The organism is Glycocaulis sp. (assembly GCF_051859565.1).
GTDB lineage: Bacteria > Pseudomonadota > Alphaproteobacteria > Caulobacterales > Maricaulaceae > Glycocaulis.
The window spans coordinates 174,985-196,598 of record NZ_JBHYFK010000003.1 but is presented as its reverse complement, the minus strand read 5'-3'; the positions used below and the strand labels follow the sequence as shown (position 1 = coordinate 196,598).

Here is a 21,614-nt window from a genome sequence, read left to right as displayed (position 1 = left end):
GTCGCTTGTATAACCGGACTGACAAGGAAATAGCCTCCAGCAAAGAGAGGCTTCAGGGAGGAAAAAGCTTTGGCTCGCCATATCGATACTCTTCTTGACGTTATCGAAGCCTGGCACAGGCTCGACGTGGACGCTGTCATGGAGCACATCCACGACGATTTCATATGGAATAATTCCGGCGGCATGCTGCCGGTCTTTGAGGGCAAGGACGCCATGCGCGCCGCTCTCACCAAGATGGCTGGCAAGACGCAATCCAATGACTGGCGCCTTTTCGATTACGCGGAAAATGGCGACACGCTCTGGATGGAAGGCGTGGACGAGTTTACCGGCACTGACGGCTCGCATCTGGCCGTGCCCTATGCGGGCGTTCTGGAGTTCAAGGACGGGCGGATTCACCGCTGGCGCGAGTATTTCAACGCCTATGTGCAAACCAGCCAGCGCGAGAAAAAGGAGATATCTCCTGAAGTACGCGCCATGCTCGACAGGCCGGTTGTCACGAGGGCGAGCTGATGGCTCTTCCCGAAGCGAAGACCGCGTTCGCGCCGCTGCGTGATGCATCGCTGCTGCCGGTCGATCTGGACATTGAGCGCCGCGCCGACGGGACGGTTGTCATGCGCTCGCGCATCGCGCTGCAGCCCTATGAGACCAATCTTCCCGCCCGGTTCGCGCGCATGGCGCAGGCCCAGGGCGAGAAGCCTGCCATGGCCAAGCGTGCCAGCCCTGATGGCGAGTGGGTGTTTACCTCATACGCCGATCTGAAGCGCCAGATTGACGGGGCGACGCAATGGCTGCTGGACCACGCGCCGCGTGATCGCGCCCTGCTCATTATTGCCGAGAACGGCCCTGCCTTTGCCGTGATGACATTTGCAGGCTGGGCGGCAGGCTTGCCTGTCTGCCCGGTCAGCACGACCTATGCGGCTCTGGGCGGCGATTATGGACGCCTCAAGCACGTTATCGCCAAGGCAAAGCCCGGCGCGATCTTCGCCCAGAGTGAAGGCGCGTTCAAAGCGATAGCCAGCCTTGATACCGGCGATGCGTGTCTTGTCACCTGCGCTGCGGATGCGCCCGGCGCTCATGCCTTCGATACCGTCACCGCGACGCCGGTAACGCAGGCCGTGAGCGAGGCCATCGCTGCGCGCCGCGCCGATGACGTGGCCGCCTACATGCTGACCTCAGGCTCCACCGGCCTGCCCAAGCTGGTCGAGATCAGCTTCGACAATCTCGCCGCCAACAGCGCCCAGTGCCAGCAGACCATCGGCAAAAGCGCGGGCTGGCACGATGTCATGCTGGACTGGCTGCCCTGGCACCACGCCGCCGGTGCCTTCGCGATGCGTACCACCCTGCTTGAGGGCGGCACGATGTATGTCGATGACGGCAAGCCCGCGCCTGGCCTTTTCGACCAGTCAATCCGCAATCTGCGCGAGATCAGCGTTGGCTATTACAACAATGTGCCGCTGGGCTATTCCATGCTGGTGGACGCGCTGGAAGCGGATGCAGCGCTGCGCAAGACCTTCTTTGCCCGGCTGAACCTGATGCTCTATGGCGGGGCGGGCCTGTCGCAGTCCGTCTATGACCGGCTGCAGGCTCTGGCTGTGGCCGAGACCGGCCACCGGATCATGCTGACCAGCGGCTATGGCTCCACCGAAACCGTGTCGGCCTTCATGGTCATCCACTTTGAAAGCGACAAGGTGGGCATCGGCCTGCCGACGCCGGGGGCCGAGGTTAAGCTCGTCCCCTCAGGCGACCGCTACGAGCTACGTGCGCGCGGGCCCAATGTGACGGCTGGCTATCTGGATGAGCCGGAGAAAACGGCTGCCTCATTCGATGAGGAAGGCTTCTACCGCACCGGAGACCTTGCCGTATTCCACGATCCTGACCGCCCTGAGCTGGGCCTTGCCTTTGCCGGCCGGGCTGCGGAGGAGTTCAAGCTGTCCAGCGGCGCCTGGGTCTATGGGGGCGCGCTTCGCGACACGCTGATGCGCCAGCTTGGCACCCTGATGACCGATCTGGTCCTGTGTGATGATGACCGGCCCTACCTCACCTTGATGGGCTGGGCCAAACCGGCAGCCGCGCCGGAGGACATCGCGCAGGCGATCAGGGAGGTGAATGAAGGCCAGCACGGCGGCTCCAAGATCCGGCGCGCCCTTTTGCTGGATACACCGCCAGACCCAAACGCTCACGAGCTGTCTGACAAGGGCACGGTGAACCGCCGCGCTGTCATCGACCGCCGCCGAAGCGATGTTGAACGGCTTTACGCCGCGACGCCCGATTCCGGCATTCTCATTATTGAAGGTGATGCATGAGCACGAACCATTCCCCCGAGGTGCAGGCCCTGCTCGACAAGCAGGCCATTACCGATGTCATCAATCTCTATCTGCGCGCCGCCGACAGGGCCGATATCGAGCTTCTGACCAGCTGCTATCACGATGATGCGTGGGAGGATCATGGCGGGGTGTTTGACGGACCGGCCTCCGAATACATCGCGCTGATGGCGAAAATCCTGCCGCGCGGCGGGCTGATGAACCATCTCTCCACAAACATCCATGTCGAGCTGGATGGCGAGAAGGCTCTGGCCGAGCACTACATCCTCGCTTTCGCACGGATGAAGAAGGATGGCGAGACGTTCGACACGCTCACCCTGGCGCGCGCCATTGACCGCTTCGAGAAGCGGGACGGTGCATGGAAAATCGCCCGCCGCCAGCTCGTCTGGGAGTGGAACCACGAGATGGACCATGCCGAGACATGGGGCCGCGGTACCATGGTGCCGGACATTTCCAAACTCGTGCGCAGCGCCAAGAAACCGCACGATCCCATCTACGCAAAAGGCTAAAACCCATGGAACTCGAAGGAGCCGTAGCCCTCGTCACGGGCGGCAATCGCGGCATTGGCGAAGCCTTTGTGCGCGCATTCCTGCAGGCCGGGGCAGCCCGCGTCTATGTCGGGGCGAGATCGGCCAGCAGCGCCGCGCATCTGGTGGAGGAATCCGGCGGCCGCGCCGTAGCGCTGGAGCTGGATGTCACGCGCCCCGAACAGGTCGAAGCCGCCGCGCGCGAATGCACGGACGTCTCGATCCTCGTCAATAATGCCGGAGCTTTCCTGAACCAGCGCCTGATGGCGGCGCCGGACATGGATGCCGCGCGCGAGGAAATGGAGGTCAACTTTTTCGGCCTTCTGGCGATGAGCCGGGCGTTTGCGCCCATCCTCAAGGCCAATGGAGGCGGCGCTATCGTCAATGTGCTGTCGGGCGGCGCCCTCGTCGCCATGCCCGTCATGGGTGGTTACAGCCCGTCCAAGTTTGCCGCCCGCGCGGCCTCGGGCTGTATCCGGGCCGAGCTTGCCGAGCAGAAGACACAAGTCAGCGCCCTGATTGTGGGCTCGGTGGATACCCGGATGGCCGCCCATGTCGGCGGCAACAAGGAACGCCCCGAAGACATCGCGAAAGTGGGCCTGAAGGCCATTCGCCGGGGCATTGACGAGATCGATACAGACCGCATGGCGGTGGAGCTGCGGGCCGATCTGGCGCGCGATCCCAAGGGCGTGGAACGCGCCGTCGCCCGCATGCTCGGTGCGAGCAGCATCGCCACAGGCCACTAGAGATAAAAAGGGGATAACAGTGGACGTAATTACAGTTCTGGCGACCAATCTGGCGGTGCTTGCCGCCGGGTTTTTCATTCTCTGGCTGGTATGCATTGCCCTGAAGGACTGCACCATCGTGGATGCCTACTGGGCGCTTGGCGCGGTGGTGCTGGCCGTATCCACCTTCCTGCAGTCCGGTCAGGGCGACCGGGCCGTGCTGCTTCTGGTCATCACCGGCTTATGGGGCGCACGCCTGACGGCCTACATGTACTGGCGCTGGCGTGATCACGGGCCGGACCGCCGCTACAAGCGCATGTTTGAACGCCTGAAGGAGGAAAAGGGCTGGGGCTTTGCCAAAGCCAGCCTGATCGCCGTCATTCTCACGCAGGCGCCCTTGCAGTTCCTCGTGACCCTGCCGGTCCAGCTCGGCCCGATCGATGCAGTGCCTGCCGCCCTTGGCATTCTGGCGTGGACGGGCGCGGCCATCGCCCTTTTCGGCCTTGTCTTCGAGAGCATTGCCGACTGGCAGCTGACCCGCTTCCGCAAGAACCCGGCCAATGCCGGCAAGGTCATGCAGAGCGGGCTTTGGAAATACTCGCGCCATCCCAATTACTTCGGCGAGGCGCTGGTGTGGTGGGGGCTGTTCCTGATCGCCGCCGAGACGAGCACGGGCCTGTGGTCCTTCGCCGGCCCGGCATTCCTCACCTGGACACTGATCAAATGGTCGGGCGCACCAACGATGGAATACCGCATGCGCAAGACCAAGCCTGATTACGTCGCCTATATCGAGCGTACGTCCGGCTTCATTCCGTGGCCGCCGCGCAAGGCCTGATTTTTCCGCGTACCTCCAAACTGGATGAGCGCATCACCTCTGGTGATGCGCTCTTTTCTTTCCAGCTTTAAGCAATACGGCTCAGGCCAGCCTTGTCCGGTAGGCTCCGGGTGCCGGGTAGCTGAAAAAGCCGGGCGGGGCGGCACACACATCGGGAATACCGCGCAGCGCGGCAGCCATGGTCGCGTCCGTCAGGGCACGCGAGGAGGGTATGTCCGGGTCGCCTTCATGGATGTCCAGCGTAAGGCGGATATTGGGGCGCCCGGTGATGTCCACGACCCAGTGCCCGCCCGTCTCACCATCGTGAAGTGCCGGGTCAGCGGTCCACAGGATCGACAGGGTGAAGCTGGAGCCGTTCTCGTAATGGGCCGTCCAGCGCCAGCGCGTCGCCGCCACGGTGCCCGCGGGAACGGGGCCTGCGCCGGTGGGAATGTCGCGCGGCGCAATCGTCAGCTCATGATCGGGTTCGATGGCCCGGATCCGGGTGTGCATGGCGTGACCGGCCTGCGCCAGAACCTCGCTGAAGAGCCGCGTGTACAGCGTGGCCAGCGGGCCTTTGCGGATGTCATCCTTTTGCGGATCGCGCCCGAAGCCCATCATGCCGAACACGAATTCCGGTGAGGTCATCTGCGATGCGTCCACCATCTCGCGCACATCGATATGGTCAAGGCGTGACGAAAATCCGGTAGCGGCCATCACCACGCGCTCAACAAAGCCGCCAGGGTTGACGCCGAGCCCGGCCAGCGTGCTGCCCCCGGCCTCACATGCGGCGCGCAGAGGGCCGGCATAATCCTCGTCATGCGCGTCGGGGAAGTGGAATCCGGCCGATGATATGACATTCTTCCCGGAGGCCAGGAGGCGTTCGACATCGCCGCTCAATGCCTCGTAAGGCAAGGTGATACGCGGTGTGTGAATGACGAGATCGGCATTCAGCGTGAGAATGTCTTCTATGCGCGATGTCGCAATGATTCCCGTCGGTTCGCGCCGGACCAGCTCACCCGCATCGCGCCCGGCCTTGTCCGGGCTGTAGACGTAAACACCGGCCAGTTCGAGATCGGGATGGTCGATGATGCGGCGCAGGGCCGTCCGGCCCATTGACCCTGTCGCCCACTGGATAACCCGATACATGAATGCGTCTTCCTCTCATGGCTTGCCCTGATGAATGGGCACAGTTAGTCTTATTATGCAAGCAAATTGACGGATGAAATTCAGGGAGCAAATCCGCATGGCCGCAACGCCCGCATCACGCCTCGAGGAGTACACTGCCAAGGGATGGTGGGGCTCGCTCACGCTCGACCACCTCGTCCAGCGCAACCGGGTCGAAGCGGCCGGAAAACGCGCGCTCCGGGATCCGCTGAACCGTGCCGACCTCGATGGCAAGCAGCCACGCAGCCTGAGCTGGGCGGAGCTGGGTGACGAGGTTGATGCGATGGCCACGGCTCTTCTGGAGCAGGGCCTGCGCAAGGGCGATGTGCTGACCTACCAGACGCCGAACTTCGCCGAGACCGTGATACTGGCGCTGGCAGCCGCGCGTATCGGGCTGGTCATCAGCCCCGTCGTGACCGCCTACCGCGAGCATGAGCTGGCGTATGTGCTCGACACGGTGAAGCCCAAGGCGGTCGTGACGCTCGCCCGCTTTGCCGGATTTGATCACGCGGCGCTGGCGCTGAAGCTCCAGCCATCGCGTGGCTATAAGGTGCTCATCCTTGGCGGAGACGCGCCCGAGGGCACGGTTGACCTTGATGCCGCCATGGCCAACGCCAGCGGCGAGCGCGCAAGCGCCTATGCCAAGGCCAACCCGTCACGGCCGGATGAGACCTTCACCATCTTCTGGACGTCCGGGACCGAAGCGCGGCCCAAGGGCGTGCCGCGCGACCATAATCTGTGGATCGTCAATGCGCGCATGGTAACCGAAGCGGCCGACCTGCAGCCCGGCGAGACGGTGCTGAACCCTTTCCCGCTGGTGAATATCGGCTCGTTCGGCCTTGTGACCTCATGGCTCTGGCGAGCGGGCGTACTGGTCCTGCACCATCCGTTCGATCTGAAAGTCTTCCTGCAGCAGATAGAGGCCGAGCGGGTGAACTACACCATCGCCGCACCGGCCATCCTCAACGCGATCCTGAAAACACCGGAACTGGTTGCTGGCATCGATCTTGGATCATTACGCGCTATCGGCGCCGGTTCTGCGCCGCTTGCGCCGTGGATGATTGAGGGCTTCTCGCGCGAGTACGGCATTGAGGTGTGCAATATTTACGGCTCCAACGAAGGAGCATCGCTTTTCAGCTCGCACCTGCACGTGCCTGACCATGCCGACAGGGCGCGCTACTTCCCCCGTATGGGCGTGGAGGGGATTGAATGGTCGGGTGATATCGCGTCCATGATCCAGACCCGGCTGGTCGATCTGGAGACCAGCGAAGACATTACCGAACCGGGCATACCCGGCGAGTTGCGCTTTCAGGGCGCTGCGACCTTCTCAGGCTATTTCGGCAACCCCGAGCTGACGGCAGCGGTGTTCGACGAGCAGGGCTATTACCGCACAGGTGATCTGTTCGAGCTGGCCGGTGACGGCCCTGTTCCGCAATTCTATCGCTTCGTGGGGCGGTGCAAGGACATCATCGTGCGTGGCGGCGTGAACATCTCGCCGGCCGAGCTGGACGATCTGCTGAGCGGTCATCCTGATCTTGCCGAGGCGGCTGTCGTCGGCATTCCTGACGAGGTGCTGGGTGAACGCGTCTGCGCAGCCATTGTCCCGCGCGGCGATACCGTTCCGGCACTGGAACAGCTTACCGGCTGGCTGCGTGAGAAGGGTCTCGCCGTGTTCAAGCTGCCGGAACAGGCCGTACGGGTGGACGCGCTTCCACGCAATGCCATGAACAAGGTTGTCCGCTCGCAACTGCGCGAGCAGGTGCTTGAAAAGCTGGGGGGCTGACGCCCCCTACCCTGCCTTGCCGTTACGGATGAAGCTGCGGTCGGCCCAGCATGAATGGGTGCCGCTGGAAATCTTGTGCGGCAGGGCAATGCGTACGACCGGCCCGTCGGAAAAGCGCTTGCAGTCAATCAGGATGCATTCCGACTTTCCGGCATTTTCGTCGACCACGAACGAGACCAGATAGCCATCATCCTCGTCCTTCGCATCAGTGCGGGGGACGAACGGCGCTTCACTCGCATAGCGGCCCTCTTCAAGACGTACTTCTTCTGACGTCCCGGTATCGAGATCGTGCTTGATGAAGCCGTTGAACAGGAACCAGCCCGGCTTGGTGGTGGTGGAGTAGATGTAGCGGTGCCGCTGGCCCGCCACGCGCTGATTGATCATGCCAAACTCGACGATGCGGTCGTCGAGACGTTCCTCTACCGTCTTGCCGGTCGCCAGATTGAACCGCCAGCGGTGGAGTTTTGGTTTGAAGCTGTGCTCATCGATATAGGCCATCAGGTGCTCATAGCCCTTGGGCCCGTCAGTGAGCGGTTTCGGAATCGGATCTTCCTGGAAATAGCCGTCCATGATGATCTCGTCGCCCTGCTCGTAGGCGTTCAGGAAGTGCAGCACATAGGTCGGGTCGGCCTCGAACCAGCGGATATCCTTTTCGGTGCCGTAGCGGGGCAGGATGGCGAAGCGCGAAGGCAGGTCGTGCATGCGCACAGCATGAATGCCGCGCTCCAGCAGGCTGGTATCCCAGAAGACCGGCAAGTCATTCAGGATCGAGTAGTTTTCCGAGAATGCCATGTCGTGCGGCAAGCGCGGTCCGGGCAGCGGAATGGGCGTGTAGTGCTTCAACCGGCCAGACGGGTCCACCACGCCGTAATGCATGTAGGGCGCGTGCTTGGAGTAGTTGAAGAAGAGCAGATCGCCCGTGCGCTCATCGACCTTGCAGTGGGCCGACACACCATCGAGCGGCGCCCAGGGCGCAACGCCCATCTGCTCGAGGGTTTCCGGGTCGAGCATGTAGGCTTCGCCGCACTGATAGAAGGTGGCCAGCGCCTTGCCGCCATGAACAACGACGTCCGTGCTGGCATTATCCTTCAGGCTGCCATGGGCGCCGAAACCGGGCCGGCGGGATGTGCCAGCTGGGTCTGCAAGTCCGCCCCAGAGCGATTCCCCGGCAATCTGTTCGGCCTGAAAGCAGCGCGTGCGCACGAACCTGTTGCGGTAGGACGCCTTGCCGTTTGAAAAGTCGATCTGGTGGATCATTGAATCGGCATCAAACGGGTGATGACGCCCAAGCGGCTGATGTACCTGGTTCTCGGTATTGCGCAGGTAAACACCGTCAATGTCGGACGGGACCGTCCCCTCAATCACTTCCAGATCCCACGCATTCACCTCTTCGTGCAACGGCGTCCACGCACCGTTGAGATAAGGGTGATTGCTGGGGCGCAGGGAGGTTTTGACCGGCGGGAGACGTTCGAGCTTCATCAGGCTTGTCCTTGGTTCGAAAGAACTTTGCCTGCAGGCTACCGACGTTAGTCTCCTTAAGCAAGCATGTGGGCCTGCGTCAGATTGCCGTGGAGTGCCGGGTCACCTCGCCCTCGCACTGATCGCACGTAATCACGCCTTCCAGCACATGGCCGCAGGGGCGGTGATAGATGATGCGCGGAACCCCTTCCTTGGTGGACAGCCAGCGATCACCCCAGCGCACCAACTCCAGCACCAGCGGGAACAGGTCCAGCCCCTCCTGCGTCAGCTTGTATTCCCAGCGTTCCGGCTTGTCCTGATAGAGCCGTTGCTTGAACACGCCGAGCTCCACGAGCCGGGAGAGCCGGTCGGCCAGAATGTTCGACGCCACGCCAAGCGCCTGTTCAAATTCGCCAAAACGCGAATGGCCCAGGAAAGCAGCCGCGATGATGTGCGAGGTCCAGCGATCCCCCAGCACGTCTGTCGCACGCTGCATCATGGAGTCTTCGGGCAGCGCCCTGTCGACGATTGACCGGCGTTGCGCGCGCGATTTGGGTGCAGGGTCAAAGCCCGCGCCGGGACCGGGTTCAGAATAGGTATCGCGTGCGTAGATCACGCCGCCACAGGCCTTGCAGCGGTATTCCGGCGTGAAGACTTTCCCACAATCATGCCTGATCGTGTGTGCCGGGATGTTGCGGTCATAGAACCAGCGCTTCTCCCAGCGGATGATCATCAGGGATGCGCCATACAGGTCCCGGCCCATCTCGGTGAAGCGGTATTCAAAGCGCGGCGGGCGTTCGCAATACTGTTCACGCCGGAACACTCCCACCTCCACCAGACGGCGCAGCCGGTCAGTCAGCAGGCTGCGTGCAATCCCGATCCGGTTCTGGAAGTCTTCAAAGCGCCTTACGTCCACAAAGGCGTAGGAAATGATCATGAGCGTCCAGCGATCGCCCAGAATGTTCAACGCGCGCGCGGCTGAATCCGCCTCGATCAGCTGGCCAGGGGCAGCACGTGGCGCCTCCCGGTCTGCCGGGAGCGATCTGCTCTGTTTTTTCGATGAAATCATGAGGCCGTTGAGGACAGTGGGGTGTTGCCTGACCCTCCGGTCAGGCAACACCCTTGTCAAGAGTTGCCGGGGGCACGGCGGTCCCCCGGCTTGCCTGTGGCCTAGAACCGGCCCGTCAGGCGCACACCATAGGTGCGTGGTGCACCAAATACCGACACCTCATCCCCCACGAACGGGATGATGCTGACACGGTAAAGCTCGTCAGTGAGGTTGCGGCCCCACAGCGAGAGCGTCCACCGGCCGTCTTCGGCGCCGATCCCCACACGGGCATTGAGAAGGCCGTAGCCCGGCTCGAAGTTGAGCTCGTTAGGGCCCCAGTACATCTGATCCTGATAGGCGTAATTGATATTGCCGATCAGCTCGAGATTGTTGCCTACCGGCTGGCGGATATCCGCGCCGACCGCGTACTGGTACTGCGGCGTACGCTGCATCTGGTTGCCGCTATAGTCGATGCCCCGAAGCGGATCGATATAGTCCTTGTATTCCGCGTTGATGATCGAGCCTGATGCAAACAGGTTCAGCCAGTCGGTCGGGCTTGCCTGCACCTCGAACTCGAACCCGCTGATCACGGCGTCGGCGGCGTTGGCGACGACGAGGGTGAGGTTCACATCGTCAAGCAACTCCACCTGCAGGTCAGAGAAGTCGGTGTAGAAGGCCGCCAGATTGGTACGCAGGCGGTTGCTGAACCAGTCAGCTTTCAGGCCGATCTCGTAGGTAGTGGCATATTCGGGATCATAGGCTGTTGCGGCCGCCACCGCATTAGCCGTTGCCCCCTGCCAGCCACCACCCTTGAAGCCTTCTGAATAGGACGCGTAGACAAGCAGATTGTCAGACACATCCCACTCAAGCGACACACGCGGGGTGAAGCGCGACCACGTCTGATCAACCGTTACCGAATACGCTTCCTGTAGCGGGGCTGGCGAGAGCAGGTCTCCCGGCTGCCCGAAATCGAGAATGATTGCGTCGGACTGGAGGTCCTTCTCATCGCGGGTGTAACGCCCGCCCACCACCAGCGTTATTGCCGGGGTGATATCGAACTCCACCTCGGTGAAGACCGCATAGCTGCGCGTCTCGCTGAACCCGATAAAGATGTTATCGCCGTCCAGCGAGTCCCGCGTGCTGCCCGGACCGCCCGGAAGGAAGGACGTTGCCGTGTTGCGCGAGCTCCGTTCGATATCCTCAAAGAGATAGTAGAGGCCACCAATCCAGCGCAGCCGGTTTCCGGCATCGGATGCAAGGCGCAGCTCCTGGGTATAACCGCGGTACTGCTCGTACTGGGTCAGCGTGCTGTCCGTGATCGAAGGCGGCGAGCCGGCCCCGGCCTGCGTCCACCGGCCTGACGCCTCGCCATAACGGTAGCCGGCGAGGTAAGTCAGCGTGGAGTTGCCGAGGTCCCAATCCATCCGGCCGGTCAGACCGCCCGTGGTGCGGTTGGCATACTGCTCATAGGGTGAGTGGTTCAGGCGCGGATTAGCCGGAATGTTTGGCGTGATGAAGCCAAATCCGGGCTGGGTGGGATCGTCCACGGCGTTGCGCGAAGGTCCGCCGCCCTGATCATCGCTGTAGTCTGCAATCAGCGAGATGCGCACATTATCGCTGGCGTTCCAGAGCAGTGACAGACGCCCGGCGTAGGAATCGCGGTCCTCCAGCTCTTCATCGCGAATCACATTGCGCGCGAAGCCGTCATGACGTTCGCGGTAAAGCGACAGACGCGCCGACAGGTTTTCGCTCAGCGCGCCGGTGACAAATCCTTCGGCGAAAAGGCTGGAGTAATTGCCGATCGACACCGATCCGCCCGCACCGAATTCGTCCTGCGGTGCCGCCGTGATCAGGTTGATAGCGCCGCCGACGACGTTCTTGCCATAAAGCGTGCCTTGCGGGCCGCGCAGAACCTCGATGCGTTCAAGATCGAAGAGCGGCGGGGTCGCGGAACCACGCCGGCCGATATAGATCTCGTTGAGGAACGTGCCGACCGACGGGTCTGCCGTCGCACCGTTCAGCCGGGTGGTGCCCACACCGCGGATGAACATCTCGGATTCCATCGAGTTCTGGGACTGGTAGGTAAAGCTGGGTACATAGGCCGCGATTTCCGACAGATCGGTGATCTGTTCGTTACGCAGCTGTTCTGACCCCAGCGCGGTGACGGCTATCGGCACGCGCTGCAGGCTTTCAGCCCGCCTGCGCGCGGTAATGACCAGCACCTCAACACCCTGATTGGTGGATGCTACGGGCTGTTCCTGTAACTCATTGGCCAGTGACGTGGCGGGCATTACGACGCCCAGCACCAGGCTGGCAGTGGTCAGCAGAAGCCGACCTCTCCGGAAACGGACAGACATGCTCAACTCCTCCCTCGGGCCGCCCTCCCGCCTTTGTGACGGGTGTTGCGGGCCATTCGTCTTTTTAAGCAAGTGACACCATGACTCGCCTGACAGTCTTGTCAAGCCAGTGTTGATTGACAGGCTCCGAAGATGCCCCCAATATCGCTTGCATAACGAGATTGACAGGGAGAAAAATAATGTCATCCAGCGAGGAAAAGAAGATCGCAGCCGTCCGCGAGATGGCGAAAGCCTGGGAGAAGAAGGACTGGCGCAAGGTAGGCGATCTGTTCGCCTCCAATGGAGTGCTTCACTCCATGATGGTCGATCCAGTGGTCGGACGGGAAGCCATTTACGAGCGCATTTCCGGGCTGGGCGCCGGCATTGACGAGATCGTGCTCGATATCGACCATATCGGCGTTATTGACGGCCGGGTTTATGTCGAGCGCTGGGACCGCTTCACCTTCAAGGGGAAGAAGGGCGAAGTGCCCGTCGTCGGCGTGATCTCGTTCGGCGATGACAATCTCATCACCGAGTGGCGCGAGTATTATGACCGGGCCCACCTCCTGCGGGAGATGGGGGTTGAAGAGTTCGACCACCACGGCCGTAACTAATTGGTATTGCTGTCGTTCAAAGCCGCCCTCCTGATCCGGGGGCGGCTTCATCATCAGGGGCTACCGGAGCGGTCCGCCAGCAGGCGTTGATGACTCTCCGGCGCAATGTGAGGCCAATCCATGCAATCTACCCAGAGTGAGCAGCGCGTTGGCGTGTACCCCTATTTTGTCGTGCTCATTCTGGGGCTTATCTACGCGTTCAATTATCTTGACCGTCAGATCGTGGCGATCCTCGCCGAGCCGATCAAGGCAGACCTGAACCTCTCGGATACCCAGATCGGTCTGGTGTCGGGCTTTGCGTTCGCCGTGTTCTACACCAGCTTTGGCATCCCCGTGGCGTGGATGGCGGACCGGGTGAACCGCGTGCGCGTTGTGGCTGTGGCCTGCGCAGTATGGAGCCTGTTCACCGGTCTGTGCGGCCTGTCCAACAATTTCCTCCACCTGCTGTTTGCCCGTATCGGCGTGGGCATCGGTGAGGCGGGCGGCGCGGCCCCGTCCATGTCGATCATCTCCGACTACTTCCCCCCTCACCGGCGTGGCGGCGCTATCGCCTTGTGGTCACTGGGCGTGCCGCTCGGCGCGACGGTGGGCGTGGCGCTGGGTGGCTGGGCCGCCGCACAGTTTGGCTGGCGCACCGCATTTTTCGTGGTCGCCGCTCCAGGTGTTGTGCTGGCCTTGTTGCTCTGGCTGTGCGTGCGAGAGCCCAAGAGGGGCCGGTTTGACGCGCCGGTTGAGGCGGCGCCCGGCGGGGCCAAAGGCCCCTCAATCATGCAGTGCGTGCGTGATTTTCTCGGCGACCCGACCTTGCGTATGCTGTTGCTCGCTGCAGCGGCCTACAGCTTCGTGTTCAACGCCTTTGCCGCCTGGGCACCTGCATTGCTGATGCGCGCGAAGGGCGCTGAAATGGCCGACATAGCGACCTGGTACAGCCTGGTCATCGGCTTCTCGATGGCGCTCGGCATGTTTCTCAGCGGCCATCTTGCCGACCGCTTTGCGCGCACCACGCCCAGTGCCTACGCCGTGATCCCGGCCTGGGCGCTGGGCATCGGCATCCCGTTCTTCGTTATCGGCGTGATGGCGGACAGCTGGTATGTCGCGCTGATCTTCCTGACCATCCCGATGGCGATGAACATGATGTTTGTCGCCCCCGGCATGGCGATCGTGCAAAATCTCGCCCCTCCGGGCCAGCGCAGCACCTCGGCGGCTATCCTGCTGTTTGTCATCAATCTGGTCGGGATGGGCCTGGGCCCGCTCTATATCGGTGCTGCCAGTGACTGGCTGGCCGGTCAGTACGGTCCGGCACAAGGGCTCGAATACGCCATGTTGTCGCTCGTGCCCTTCTACCCGGTTGCGGTCGTGACACTGGTCCTCGTTGCGCGCTCCCTGCACCGGCGTTCGCAGCCCGGCGCTGCTCCCGCCGCCGCCTAATAGAAGCTAGTCCTCGGAGGAGGGGCTAACGTCGTATCGGGACTGTTTCAGGCACGCGCTCGCCGCGCCAGCCTGCCCGCATGCCTGCCCGCCTCCCCCACCCCACAGAGCGTGGCACCAGGCCCGCAGGACGGCGGCTGGCGTGGGGGAGCTGACAAGGTCCACTCCGAATACGGGTTTATGAATGCGTTGACCCCGGCAGCAGGTCATTTGCCTTCGCGTGCGGCGCAATATTTACTTCTTCCAACCGCCACCAGTCAGGGATGACGCTGCCCGCCGTGTCCATTTCGCTCCTGCTTTCCGCACTCAAACGCGCTGCGCTGCTGGGCCTTGCCTGGCTGGTCCTGGCCGGCGGACAGCTTGGCGCGCTTCCGTATCTTCTCATCACCGTTCCGGCTGCTACGGCGCTGAGCCTTATCCTTCTGCCGCCGGGACCGCGCCCTTTAAGGCTTCTGCGCCTCGCCGCGCTGTTTCCCGGCTTTCTGGTGCGCTCGGTCATGGGCGGGGTAGATGTCGCCTGGCGGGCCTTCCATCCGCGCCTGCCCGTGAAGCCGGGCTGGATAGAGCTTGAGACCCGGATGCAGGACGGACCCGCCCGCGCGCTCTACGGCGCCGAGACGAGCCTTCTGCCGGGCACGCTGTCTGCCGGGTGCGATGCGCAAGGCATGAAAATCCACTGTCTTGAGGTGACGGACCGCACGCGTGAGCGGCTTGAAATCGAGCAAGAGCGCCTTGCGCGCGCCTTTTCACAGGATGAGGCGCAGGGCCGCGATGATGGCTGACCTCTTCATGCTCGCCGCCCTGTGCGTACTTATCTCGGTTGCCGGAGCGCTGATCCGCGCCTGGCGGGGGCCGGGCCGGGCCGACCGGATGATGAGCGCACAGCTCATCGGCTCAGGGGGAGTGGGCATTGCCGTGCTTATCGCGGCAGCCCGAAGCGAACCTGCCATTCTGGACGTGGCGCTGGTGCTGGCGCTGCTGGCTGCCTTTGCGGCGCTTGCCTTCGTCAAGACCGTCACGCCCGAAGGCGCAGGCGATCCGGAAGCTGACGAGGCTGAAAACCCATGAGCGCGATGGAGTGCTTCATTGCGGGCCTGCTGGCGCTCGGCGTGTTCTTCTATGTCGCCGGAACGGTGGGGCTGTTGCGCTTTCCCGATACCCATTCGCGCCTGCATGCGCTGACCAAGGCGGACAATCTGGGCCTTGGCTTCATCGTCATCGCGGCGGGCCTTTACTGGGGCGATGGCTGGATCGCGGGCAAGCTCGCCCTTGTCTGGCTGCTCACCCTGTTTGCAGCCGGCATGGCGGCCCAGCTCGTCGCGCGTGCAGCCCTCAAGGCGGAGGGCGGCGAGTGAGCCTGGCCTTCGATCTTGCCCTGTGTGCGCTGATCCTTGGCACGGCCGGTCTGGCTGTGGCGGGGCGCAATCTCTTTGGCTCTGTCGTCTTCTACATCGTCTATGGCGTGCTGATCGCGCTCGCCTGGGTCAGTCTTGGCGCGGCAGATGTCGCGCTTGCCGAAGCGGCCATCGGCGCAGGCGTGACCGGCGTCCTGCTGATCGGGGCGTGGCAGGGCATGAAGGATGCGGGCGGGCTGGAGGCCGAGATCACCAAAAGCCTGCCTGTGCGCGTCCTGGCAGGGCTGGGCGCCGCCGCGCTCGGCGCTCTGGTCGGGTTTGCGATCCTCTCCCTCCCCGGCCATGACGGGCTGACCGGCCCGGTCGCGGAAAACCAGCCTGCACTGGATCTCGGCAATCCGGTGACCGCCGTGCTGCTCAGCTTCAGGGCTTATGACACGCTGCTGGAAACGCTGGTGCTGACCGCAGCTCTGGCCGCCGTCTGGTCGCTGACCCCCGCCCGCTTCTGGGGCGGGATACCGGGGCCAAGGCACACCACCTTGCCTGACGGCGTGATGGCGAGCTTTGGCCGCCTCCTGCCCCCTCTGGGTCTGCTGGTCGCGATCTATCTGGTCTGGGCCGGCGCGGACCAGCCGGGCGGCGCGTTTCAGGCAGGCACCGTGCTGGCGGCGGTGTGGATACTGATCGTGCTGGCGGGCCTGCGCGATGAGCCGCACCTTTCCAGCCTTACTTTGCGCCTCATCGTCCTTGCCGGGCCGCTGGTCTTTCTGGGCGCGGGGCTGGCAGGCGCACTGGCAGGCCTCGCCCTCGGCTATCCCGAAGGCCATGCCCGAACGCTGATCCTCATCATCGAATATGCACTCACCCTTTCCATCGCGGCGACACTCGCCCTGCTGATCGCCGGTCCGGCAAGGCGGGCGCCATGATGGAGCTTCTGGCAGAGCGTGGCAGCCTGTTCGCACTGACCGGCGCGGCGTTGATTGCGCTGGGGTTTTACGGCTTCATCATGCGCCGCGCGCTGATCCGCCGCCTGATCGCCTTCAATGTGATCGGCAGCGGGATATTCCTGCTTTTCGGCGGCACGGGTTATTTCGGCGGCGGGGTCGATCCGGTCCCGCAAGCCCTGATCATTACCGGCGTCGTGGTCGCCCTTGCCCTGACCGCCTTCGCCGCTGCGCTCGCCGTCAGGCTCGCCCGGAGCGGTGATGACGAGGACGAGAATGCGGAGGCAGGCCGGTGAACCTGCTGTTTGCGCTCGTCGCCCTGCCCCTCCTCTTCATGCTGGCCAGCCTTGTGGCCGGGCGCCATGGCCCCCGCCTGATCTGGCTGGCAGCGCCACTGATGACAGGTCTCGCGGTATGGCTGGCGATTGCGGTCCATACCGCGCCGGAAGGCGGCGCGCTGGGCGGCTGGCCTGTTCCGCTCGGTATCATGCTGGAAGCAGACGGGCTGGCGGCGGCACTCATGCTGGCAAGCGCCATTACCGCCGCCATTACAGGGCTCTTCGCGCTTGGCAGCTATGGCACTACCCGGGCCGAGACCACGCGCAGCTACACCTTCTGGCCGCTCTTCTATGGCTTGTGGGCTGCGGTCAACGCGGTGCTGGTCAGCCGCGACCTCTTCAATCTCTACGTCGCCATCGAGCTGTTATCGATCTGTGCGGTGGCACTGGCCGCCTTCGGCTCGCGCAAGGCGGCTATGGACTATCTGATGATCGCGCTGGCGGGCTCTCTGGCCTATCTCCTCGGCGTGGTATTGATCTTTGCCGCCGTCGGCACGCTGGACCTTTCCCTCATCGCTGAACGCGCGCCGGAGGCCCGTACAAGCATCCTCATCGGTGCAGCCCTCATCTCGGCAGGGCTGATCGCCAAGACCGCGCTCTTCCCCTTGCATGGCTGGTTGCCGCCCGCCCATGGCGCAGCACCGCCAGCGGTCAGCGCGCTCCTTTCCGCACTGGTGGTGAAAGCCTCCTTCGTCATTCTGCTGCGGGTCTGGTTCGAGGCCCTGCCGGGGCTGACGCAACCTGCCATCATCACCGGGTTCGGGGTGCTGGGTGCCGCCGCAATACTTTATGGCTCGGCCCTCGCCCTGAGGCAGGAGGGGCTTAAAGCCCTGATCGCCTATTCCACCGTCGCTCAGCTTGGCTATCTCTTTCTTGTCTTTCCGCTGGCCGGCGGCGGAGAAGCCATCACCCCCTGGGCGGCGGGTGCCTGGGGCGCGATGGGCTTTCACGCCAGCGCCCACATGCTTGCCAAGGCGGGGCTCTTCCTCGCTGCTGGGCTGATGATCCACGCCAGCGGCAATGGACGGATGGACGGACTGACCGGCCTAGCCAGAGCCATGCCTGTCACCACGTTCGCCTTTGCCCTGTGCGCCGTGTCGCTGATGGGCCTGCCGCCCAGCGGCGGCTTCATGGCGAAATACCTCATGCTGATCGCCTCGCTGGCGTCCGGACAATGGCCCTATGCGCTGGTCATCATCGCAGGCGGGCTGATGGCGGCGGCCTATCTCTTCCGTCCGCTGGCGCGCGTGTTTGCCGGCACTGAAACACCGGCAATTACGCCGCTGGCACATGGCTGGCTGCCACTGGCACCGCTCGTGCTGGCGATAGCGGCGATGGCGCTGGGCCTGCTTTCAGCAGCTCCCTATGAGCTCATGGTTTCCGGCCTGCCAGAGGCCGGTGAAGCCGGGCTGGAGGAGGTGGAGCCATGAACACGGCCATCCTCATCCCGGTCCTGCTGGTGCTGGCACCGCTCATCCCGGCTGTGGCAAGCGCACTTCTGTCCGGTCATGCGGGCTGGCGCAATGGCGTGAATATCGGCTTTGCCGCGCTGAAGCTGGCGCTTGTCACCTATGCGCTGGCAGGTGTGGCGGCAGGGGCGGAGTATGAATGGCGGATCGCCTTCGTACCCGGCCTTGATCTGGTACTGCGCCTTGATGCGCTCGCGCTCCTGTTCGTGACGCTCTCTGCCGTTTTGTGGGTGGCAACCACGCTCTACGCCATTGCCTATCTGAGGGGCACGCCCCATCAGGCGCGCTTCTTTGCCTTCTTCAATCTGTGCGTCGTCGCCGCGAGCGGGATCGCCATGTCCGGCTCGCTCATCACCTTCTTCGTGTTCTACGAGATACTTACCCTCGCCACCTGGCCGCTGGTCGTCCACACCGGGAGTGCCAAGGCGATGGCGGCAGGGCGCACCTATCTTGCCTACACGCTGGCGGGCAGCGCGGCTTTGCTGGCCGGAATCGTCTGGCTGGAAAGCGGATCGGGCCCTGTGGAGTTCGCCGACGGGGCGGACCTTTCCGGCTTCTCCACGCTGAGCGCCAGCGTGATCTTCGCCCTGCTGATCGGCGGGCTGGGCGCGAAGACCGCCCTGATACCGCTTCATCCCTGGCTACCAGCCGCCATGGCCGCGCCAGCCCCGGTAAGCGCCCTGCTTCATGCCGTCGCCGTGGTGAAGGCCGGCGCGTTCGGCGTGGTGCGAGTGATCTATGATGTCTATGGCATCGAGACGGTCGCGGCACTGGGCCTCGGCATACCGCTTGCGGCCCTGGCCTCTGCCACCATCATATACGGCTCGCTGCAGGCCCTGCGCCAGAGCGATATCAAGAAGCGCCTTGCCTACTCCACCGTCAGCCAGGTCAGCTATATCGTGCTGGGAGCCAGCCTTGCCGGGCCGTTCGCCGTCATTGGCGGGCTGGTTCATCTCGTCCATCAGGGCCTGATGAAGATCACGCTCTTCTTCGGAGCGGGCGTGCTGGCCGAGCGGGCCGGGATTACCGGCATCGCCCAGATGGACGGGATCGGGCGGCGCATGCCCATCACCATGGCCGCATTCAGCGTTGCCGCGCTCGGCATGATCGGGGTGCCCCCCGTCGCGGGCTTCGTCTCCAAATGGTATCTCGCCCTTGGCGGCTACCAGTCCGGCGCCAGCTGGGTGGTGGGCGTACTTATCGCCTCCAGCCTGCTCAATGCAGCCTATTTCCTGCCCATGCTCTACCGCGCCTGGCTGAAACCCTCGGCAGACACATTGCCCAGCCGCGAGACGCTGGCCAGCACAAGAACATGGCTGCTGATCCTGCCCGGTGCCTTCACGGCTCTGGCCGCTCTGGGTGCGGGGCTGTTTGCCGGGTTCGAGCTGAGCCCGCTGGGCTGGGCCACGCTGATCGTTGAACGGATCTATCTGCCATGAGCGCGCTCTGGCTCCTTCCTCTCGCTCTTGCCCTGCCCCTTTTGCTGGCGGCGGGCAGCGCGCTGCCGCTCATTCGCGACCGCAGCCTGACGCTCGCCATCTTCGCGCCCCTTCCCGGGCTTGCCGCAGCCCTGTTCGCGCCGCGCGGCGAGGTGCTGGTGCTTCCAGACCTAGTGCTGGGCATGACGCTCAGCTTGAGCGAGACCGGCGCGACCTTCCTGGGCGGGGCCAGCCTTCTCTGGCTGACCGCCGGGCTCTATTCGCGCTTCTACATGGCCGGGAAGGACCGGGGCGGCAATTTCGCCCTGTTCTGGAATCTCTGCCTTGCGGGCAATCTGGGCGTCTTCATCGCCGCTGACGCGATCAGCTTCTATGTCGCCTTCGCGCTCGTCTCGCTGATGGGTTTCCCGCTGGTCATCCATGACCGCAGCCAGAAAGCCCTCAAGGCAGGGGTCGCCTATATCGTACTGGCCGTGATCGGGGAGGCCGCCCTGCTGGCCGGGCTGGTCCTCGCTTCGGGGGCTGCAGGCGGGGTGGCCGGCATCGAGGCGCTGGTCGATGCGGTCTGGCTGTCGCCTGACCGCCCGCTCATCCTCGCCCTCCTGATCACCGGGTTTGGCATCAAGGCCGGTCTCATACCGCTCCATGTCTGGCTGCCGGTGGCTCATCCTGCGGCCCCGGTGCCAGCCTCTGCCGTCCTGTCCGGGGCGATCGTGAAAGCGGGCATTTTCGGCCTGCTGGTCTTCCTGCCGCTGGGCGAGACGCTTCTCCATACTGGCGCGATCCTCGCCATGCTGGGCTTTGCCGGCGCGTTCGGCGCAGCGCTTTACGGGCTGACGCAGGACGATCCCAAGGCGATCCTCGCCTACTCCACCGTCAGCCAGATGGGGCTGATACTGGCCGCTATCGGCGCAGGTCTGGCAACGGGACTGGAAACCGCCGCCCTTATAGCGGCCATCGCGATCTACGCCCTCCATCACGGCCTCGCCAAGGGCGCGCTCTTCCTCGGTGTCGGCGCAATGAGCGCCAGCGCAGGCAAGGCCGCCTACCGCCAGCGCGCCGTGCTCGCGGTCATCGCCCTGTCGGTCGCCGGATTGCCGCTGACCGGCGGGGCGCTTGCAAAGCTCGCCCTGAAAGCGCCTCTGGGGCCATTGAGCGAGCTTCTCATCACCGCATCCGCCTTCACCACCGCCCTGCTGCTGACCCGCTTTCTGGCGAGCGTAAGGCCCGATAGCGCTGACGAGGCGCGTGCGCCATTGGTGCGGTCCATCCCGGTGGCCGTGCTGGGCGCAGGCGCGCTGATCCTGCCCTGGACGGTGTGGGATATGAGCGGTCTGCCGATGAGCTATGTCTGGCAGTGGAGCAATCTTCTGAACGGCGCTCTGCCGCTGGCGCTCGCCACTCTGGCCGTATGGGCGGCACGGCGCACACGCCTTGCCCTGCCCGCCGCCCCGCAAGGCGATCTGCTGGCGCTAGCCGAACCGGCCCTGACCAAGCTCGTAACCGCCCTGCAGGGGCTCGAACTCCGCCTGCCCTCAGCACCCCGCCTGCCCGGCAGGAAGGCCCTCTCCGGGCTTTTGCTGGACCGGGCAGAGGCAACGCTGGCAAATGCCCTGCCCGCTCTCCTGCTGGTCATGGTGCTCGTGCTTGCACTGCTCGCACTTTGATACGTTCTGCCGGGCGGGTCGGGCCGCCACGGATTACCTGACCTGCCTCGCGGCTTGAATAAATCCGGGGACGGCGAACATTGTTCTGCCTCTCAACCCGATACCAGATTTATATGGCTTCAAAATCCGCCCCCTCAGTGCATCTGGAGTGGTGGACGGCATCGCTCCAAGGCGCGCGCAA

20 protein-coding genes are annotated in these 21,614 nt (G+C 63.7%); 16 read left to right on the top strand and 4 right to left on the bottom strand.

The window, feature by feature from the left end:
• Positions 1 to 69 precede the first annotated feature (69 nt).
• The 5 genes from ACTIGC_RS05905 to ACTIGC_RS05885 are packed head-to-tail and all read left to right on the top strand — an operon-like array spanning position 70 to position 4,408.
• A complete protein-coding gene (locus ACTIGC_RS05905; RefSeq protein ID WP_439633535.1) occupies positions 70 to 510 on the top strand; it encodes a nuclear transport factor 2 family protein in 441 nt (146 codons plus the stop codon).
• On the top strand, positions 510 to 2,303 hold the full coding sequence (locus tag ACTIGC_RS05900) for an AMP-binding protein (RefSeq protein ID WP_439633534.1): 1,794 nt from the start codon (positions 510 to 512) through the stop codon (positions 2,301 to 2,303). Before ACTIGC_RS05905 ends, ACTIGC_RS05900 begins: the two co-directional genes overlap by 1 nt.
• Positions 2,300 to 2,830 (top strand): nuclear transport factor 2 family protein, encoded by a 531-nt coding sequence (locus ACTIGC_RS05895; RefSeq protein WP_127565996.1) that lies wholly within the window; start codon positions 2,300 to 2,302, stop codon positions 2,828 to 2,830. The genes ACTIGC_RS05900 and ACTIGC_RS05895 overlap by 4 nt, the downstream gene beginning before the upstream one ends.
• A 5-nt stretch (positions 2,831 to 2,835) precedes the next feature.
• On the top strand, positions 2,836 to 3,594 hold the full coding sequence (locus ACTIGC_RS05890; protein ID WP_439633533.1) for an SDR family oxidoreductase: 759 nt from the start codon (positions 2,836 to 2,838) through the stop codon (positions 3,592 to 3,594).
• Positions 3,595 to 3,613: 19 nt separating this feature from the next.
• Positions 3,614 to 4,408, top strand: coding sequence for a DUF1295 domain-containing protein (locus ACTIGC_RS05885; protein ID WP_439633532.1), 795 nt, complete (start codon positions 3,614 to 3,616; stop codon positions 4,406 to 4,408).
• Between the two features lie 81 nt (positions 4,409 to 4,489).
• On the opposite strand, the gene ACTIGC_RS05880 is transcribed toward ACTIGC_RS05885, so the two are convergent.
• Positions 4,490 to 5,536, bottom strand: a complete 1,047-nt coding sequence (locus tag ACTIGC_RS05880) for an NAD(P)H-dependent amine dehydrogenase family protein (RefSeq protein ID WP_439633531.1) — start codon at positions 5,534 to 5,536, stop codon at positions 4,490 to 4,492.
• Positions 5,537 to 5,633: 97 nt separating this feature from the next.
• On the opposite strand from ACTIGC_RS05880, the gene ACTIGC_RS05875 reads away from it, so the two are divergent.
• Positions 5,634 to 7,337, top strand: a complete 1,704-nt coding sequence (locus ACTIGC_RS05875) for a class I adenylate-forming enzyme family protein (protein WP_439633530.1) — start codon at positions 5,634 to 5,636, stop codon at positions 7,335 to 7,337.
• 6 nt (positions 7,338 to 7,343) lie between these two features.
• On the opposite strand, the gene ACTIGC_RS05870 is transcribed toward ACTIGC_RS05875, so the two are convergent.
• The 3 genes from ACTIGC_RS05870 to ACTIGC_RS05860 all read right to left on the bottom strand — a co-directional run bounded on the left by ACTIGC_RS05870 (position 7,344) and on the right by ACTIGC_RS05860 (position 12,200).
• On the bottom strand, positions 7,344 to 8,816 hold the full coding sequence (locus ACTIGC_RS05870; RefSeq protein ID WP_439633529.1) for a carotenoid oxygenase family protein: 1,473 nt from the start codon (positions 8,814 to 8,816) through the stop codon (positions 7,344 to 7,346).
• A 79-nt stretch (positions 8,817 to 8,895) separates the two neighbouring features.
• Positions 8,896 to 9,864, bottom strand: a complete 969-nt coding sequence (locus tag ACTIGC_RS05865; RefSeq protein WP_439633528.1) for a winged helix-turn-helix transcriptional regulator — start codon at positions 9,862 to 9,864, stop codon at positions 8,896 to 8,898.
• A 101-nt stretch (positions 9,865 to 9,965) separates the two neighbouring features.
• Positions 9,966 to 12,200 (bottom strand): TonB-dependent receptor, encoded by a 2,235-nt coding sequence (locus tag ACTIGC_RS05860; protein ID WP_439633527.1) that lies wholly within the window; start codon positions 12,198 to 12,200, stop codon positions 9,966 to 9,968.
• A 179-nt stretch (positions 12,201 to 12,379) separates the two neighbouring features.
• On the opposite strand from ACTIGC_RS05860, the gene ACTIGC_RS05855 reads away from it, so the two are divergent.
• The 10 genes from ACTIGC_RS05855 to ACTIGC_RS05810 all read left to right on the top strand — a co-directional run bounded on the left by ACTIGC_RS05855 (position 12,380) and on the right by ACTIGC_RS05810 (position 21,433).
• Complete coding sequence (locus ACTIGC_RS05855; RefSeq protein ID WP_439633526.1) at positions 12,380 to 12,793, top strand: nuclear transport factor 2 family protein; 414 nt, start codon at positions 12,380 to 12,382, stop codon at positions 12,791 to 12,793.
• A 120-nt stretch (positions 12,794 to 12,913) separates the two neighbouring features.
• Positions 12,914 to 14,221, top strand: coding sequence for a spinster family MFS transporter (locus ACTIGC_RS05850; RefSeq protein ID WP_439633525.1), 1,308 nt, complete (start codon positions 12,914 to 12,916; stop codon positions 14,219 to 14,221).
• A gap of 278 nt (positions 14,222 to 14,499) precedes the next feature.
• Positions 14,500 to 15,003 carry a Na+/H+ antiporter subunit E gene (locus ACTIGC_RS05845; protein ID WP_439633524.1) on the top strand — a complete coding sequence of 168 codons (504 nt, stop codon included), beginning with the start codon at positions 14,500 to 14,502 and terminating at the stop codon, positions 15,001 to 15,003.
• Positions 14,975 to 15,289: a monovalent cation/H+ antiporter complex subunit F gene (locus tag ACTIGC_RS05840; protein ID WP_439633523.1), complete on the top strand. Its 315-nt coding sequence runs from the start codon at positions 14,975 to 14,977 to the stop codon at positions 15,287 to 15,289. The genes ACTIGC_RS05845 and ACTIGC_RS05840 overlap by 29 nt, the downstream gene beginning before the upstream one ends.
• Entirely contained in the window at positions 15,286 to 15,576 is a 291-nt protein-coding gene (mnhG, locus tag ACTIGC_RS05835) for a monovalent cation/H(+) antiporter subunit G (RefSeq protein WP_439633522.1), read from the top strand. The genes ACTIGC_RS05840 and mnhG overlap by 4 nt, the downstream gene beginning before the upstream one ends.
• Positions 15,573 to 16,502, top strand: coding sequence for a hydrogenase subunit MbhD domain-containing protein (locus ACTIGC_RS05830; protein WP_439633521.1), 930 nt, complete (start codon positions 15,573 to 15,575; stop codon positions 16,500 to 16,502). Before mnhG ends, ACTIGC_RS05830 begins: the two co-directional genes overlap by 4 nt.
• Entirely contained in the window at positions 16,499 to 16,816 is a 318-nt protein-coding gene (locus ACTIGC_RS05825; protein WP_439633520.1) for an NADH-quinone oxidoreductase subunit K, read from the top strand. The genes ACTIGC_RS05830 and ACTIGC_RS05825 overlap by 4 nt, the downstream gene beginning before the upstream one ends.
• Positions 16,813 to 18,288, top strand: coding sequence for a complex I subunit 5 family protein (locus ACTIGC_RS05820; RefSeq protein ID WP_439633519.1), 1,476 nt, complete (start codon positions 16,813 to 16,815; stop codon positions 18,286 to 18,288). Before ACTIGC_RS05825 ends, ACTIGC_RS05820 begins: the two co-directional genes overlap by 4 nt.
• Positions 18,285 to 19,766 carry a complex I subunit 5 family protein gene (locus ACTIGC_RS05815; RefSeq protein WP_439633518.1) on the top strand — a complete coding sequence of 494 codons (1,482 nt, stop codon included), beginning with the start codon at positions 18,285 to 18,287 and terminating at the stop codon, positions 19,764 to 19,766. The genes ACTIGC_RS05820 and ACTIGC_RS05815 overlap by 4 nt, the downstream gene beginning before the upstream one ends.
• Positions 19,763 to 21,433: a complex I subunit 5 family protein gene (locus ACTIGC_RS05810; protein WP_439633517.1), complete on the top strand. Its 1,671-nt coding sequence runs from the start codon at positions 19,763 to 19,765 to the stop codon at positions 21,431 to 21,433. Before ACTIGC_RS05815 ends, ACTIGC_RS05810 begins: the two co-directional genes overlap by 4 nt.
• Positions 21,434 to 21,614 lie beyond the last annotated feature (181 nt).

What these genes read in the sequence shown, in the direction of transcription:
- ACTIGC_RS05815 (WP_439633518.1), top strand. Translation starts at nt 18,285, where the DNA reads ATGAACACGGCCATCCTCATCCCGGTCCTGCTGGTGCTGGCACCGCTC.
- ACTIGC_RS05810 (WP_439633517.1), top strand. Translation starts at nt 19,763, where the DNA reads ATGAGCGCGCTCTGGCTCCTTCCTCTCGCTCTTGCCCTGCCCCTTTTG.
- ACTIGC_RS05895 (WP_127565996.1), top strand. Translation starts at nt 2,300, where the DNA reads ATGAGCACGAACCATTCCCCCGAGGTGCAGGCCCTGCTCGACAAGCAG.
- ACTIGC_RS05840 (WP_439633523.1), top strand. Translation starts at nt 14,975, where the DNA reads ATGAGGCGCAGGGCCGCGATGATGGCTGACCTCTTCATGCTCGCCGCC.
- mnhG (WP_439633522.1), top strand. Translation starts at nt 15,286, where the DNA reads ATGAGCGCGATGGAGTGCTTCATTGCGGGCCTGCTGGCGCTCGGCGTG.
- ACTIGC_RS05880 (WP_439633531.1), bottom strand. Translation starts at nt 5,536, where the DNA reads ATGTATCGGGTTATCCAGTGGGCGACAGGGTCAATGGGCCGGACGGCC.
- ACTIGC_RS05855 (WP_439633526.1), top strand. Translation starts at nt 12,380, where the DNA reads ATGTCATCCAGCGAGGAAAAGAAGATCGCAGCCGTCCGCGAGATGGCG.
- ACTIGC_RS05900 (WP_439633534.1), top strand. Translation starts at nt 510, where the DNA reads ATGGCTCTTCCCGAAGCGAAGACCGCGTTCGCGCCGCTGCGTGATGCA.
- ACTIGC_RS05870 (WP_439633529.1), bottom strand. Translation starts at nt 8,816, where the DNA reads ATGAAGCTCGAACGTCTCCCGCCGGTCAAAACCTCCCTGCGCCCCAGC.
- ACTIGC_RS05890 (WP_439633533.1), top strand. Translation starts at nt 2,836, where the DNA reads ATGGAACTCGAAGGAGCCGTAGCCCTCGTCACGGGCGGCAATCGCGGC.
- ACTIGC_RS05825 (WP_439633520.1), top strand. Translation starts at nt 16,499, where the DNA reads ATGATGGAGCTTCTGGCAGAGCGTGGCAGCCTGTTCGCACTGACCGGC.
- ACTIGC_RS05875 (WP_439633530.1), top strand. Translation starts at nt 5,634, where the DNA reads ATGGCCGCAACGCCCGCATCACGCCTCGAGGAGTACACTGCCAAGGGA.
- ACTIGC_RS05860 (WP_439633527.1), bottom strand. Translation starts at nt 12,200, where the DNA reads ATGTCTGTCCGTTTCCGGAGAGGTCGGCTTCTGCTGACCACTGCCAGC.
- ACTIGC_RS05850 (WP_439633525.1), top strand. Translation starts at nt 12,914, where the DNA reads ATGCAATCTACCCAGAGTGAGCAGCGCGTTGGCGTGTACCCCTATTTT.
- ACTIGC_RS05865 (WP_439633528.1), bottom strand. Translation starts at nt 9,864, where the DNA reads ATGATTTCATCGAAAAAACAGAGCAGATCGCTCCCGGCAGACCGGGAG.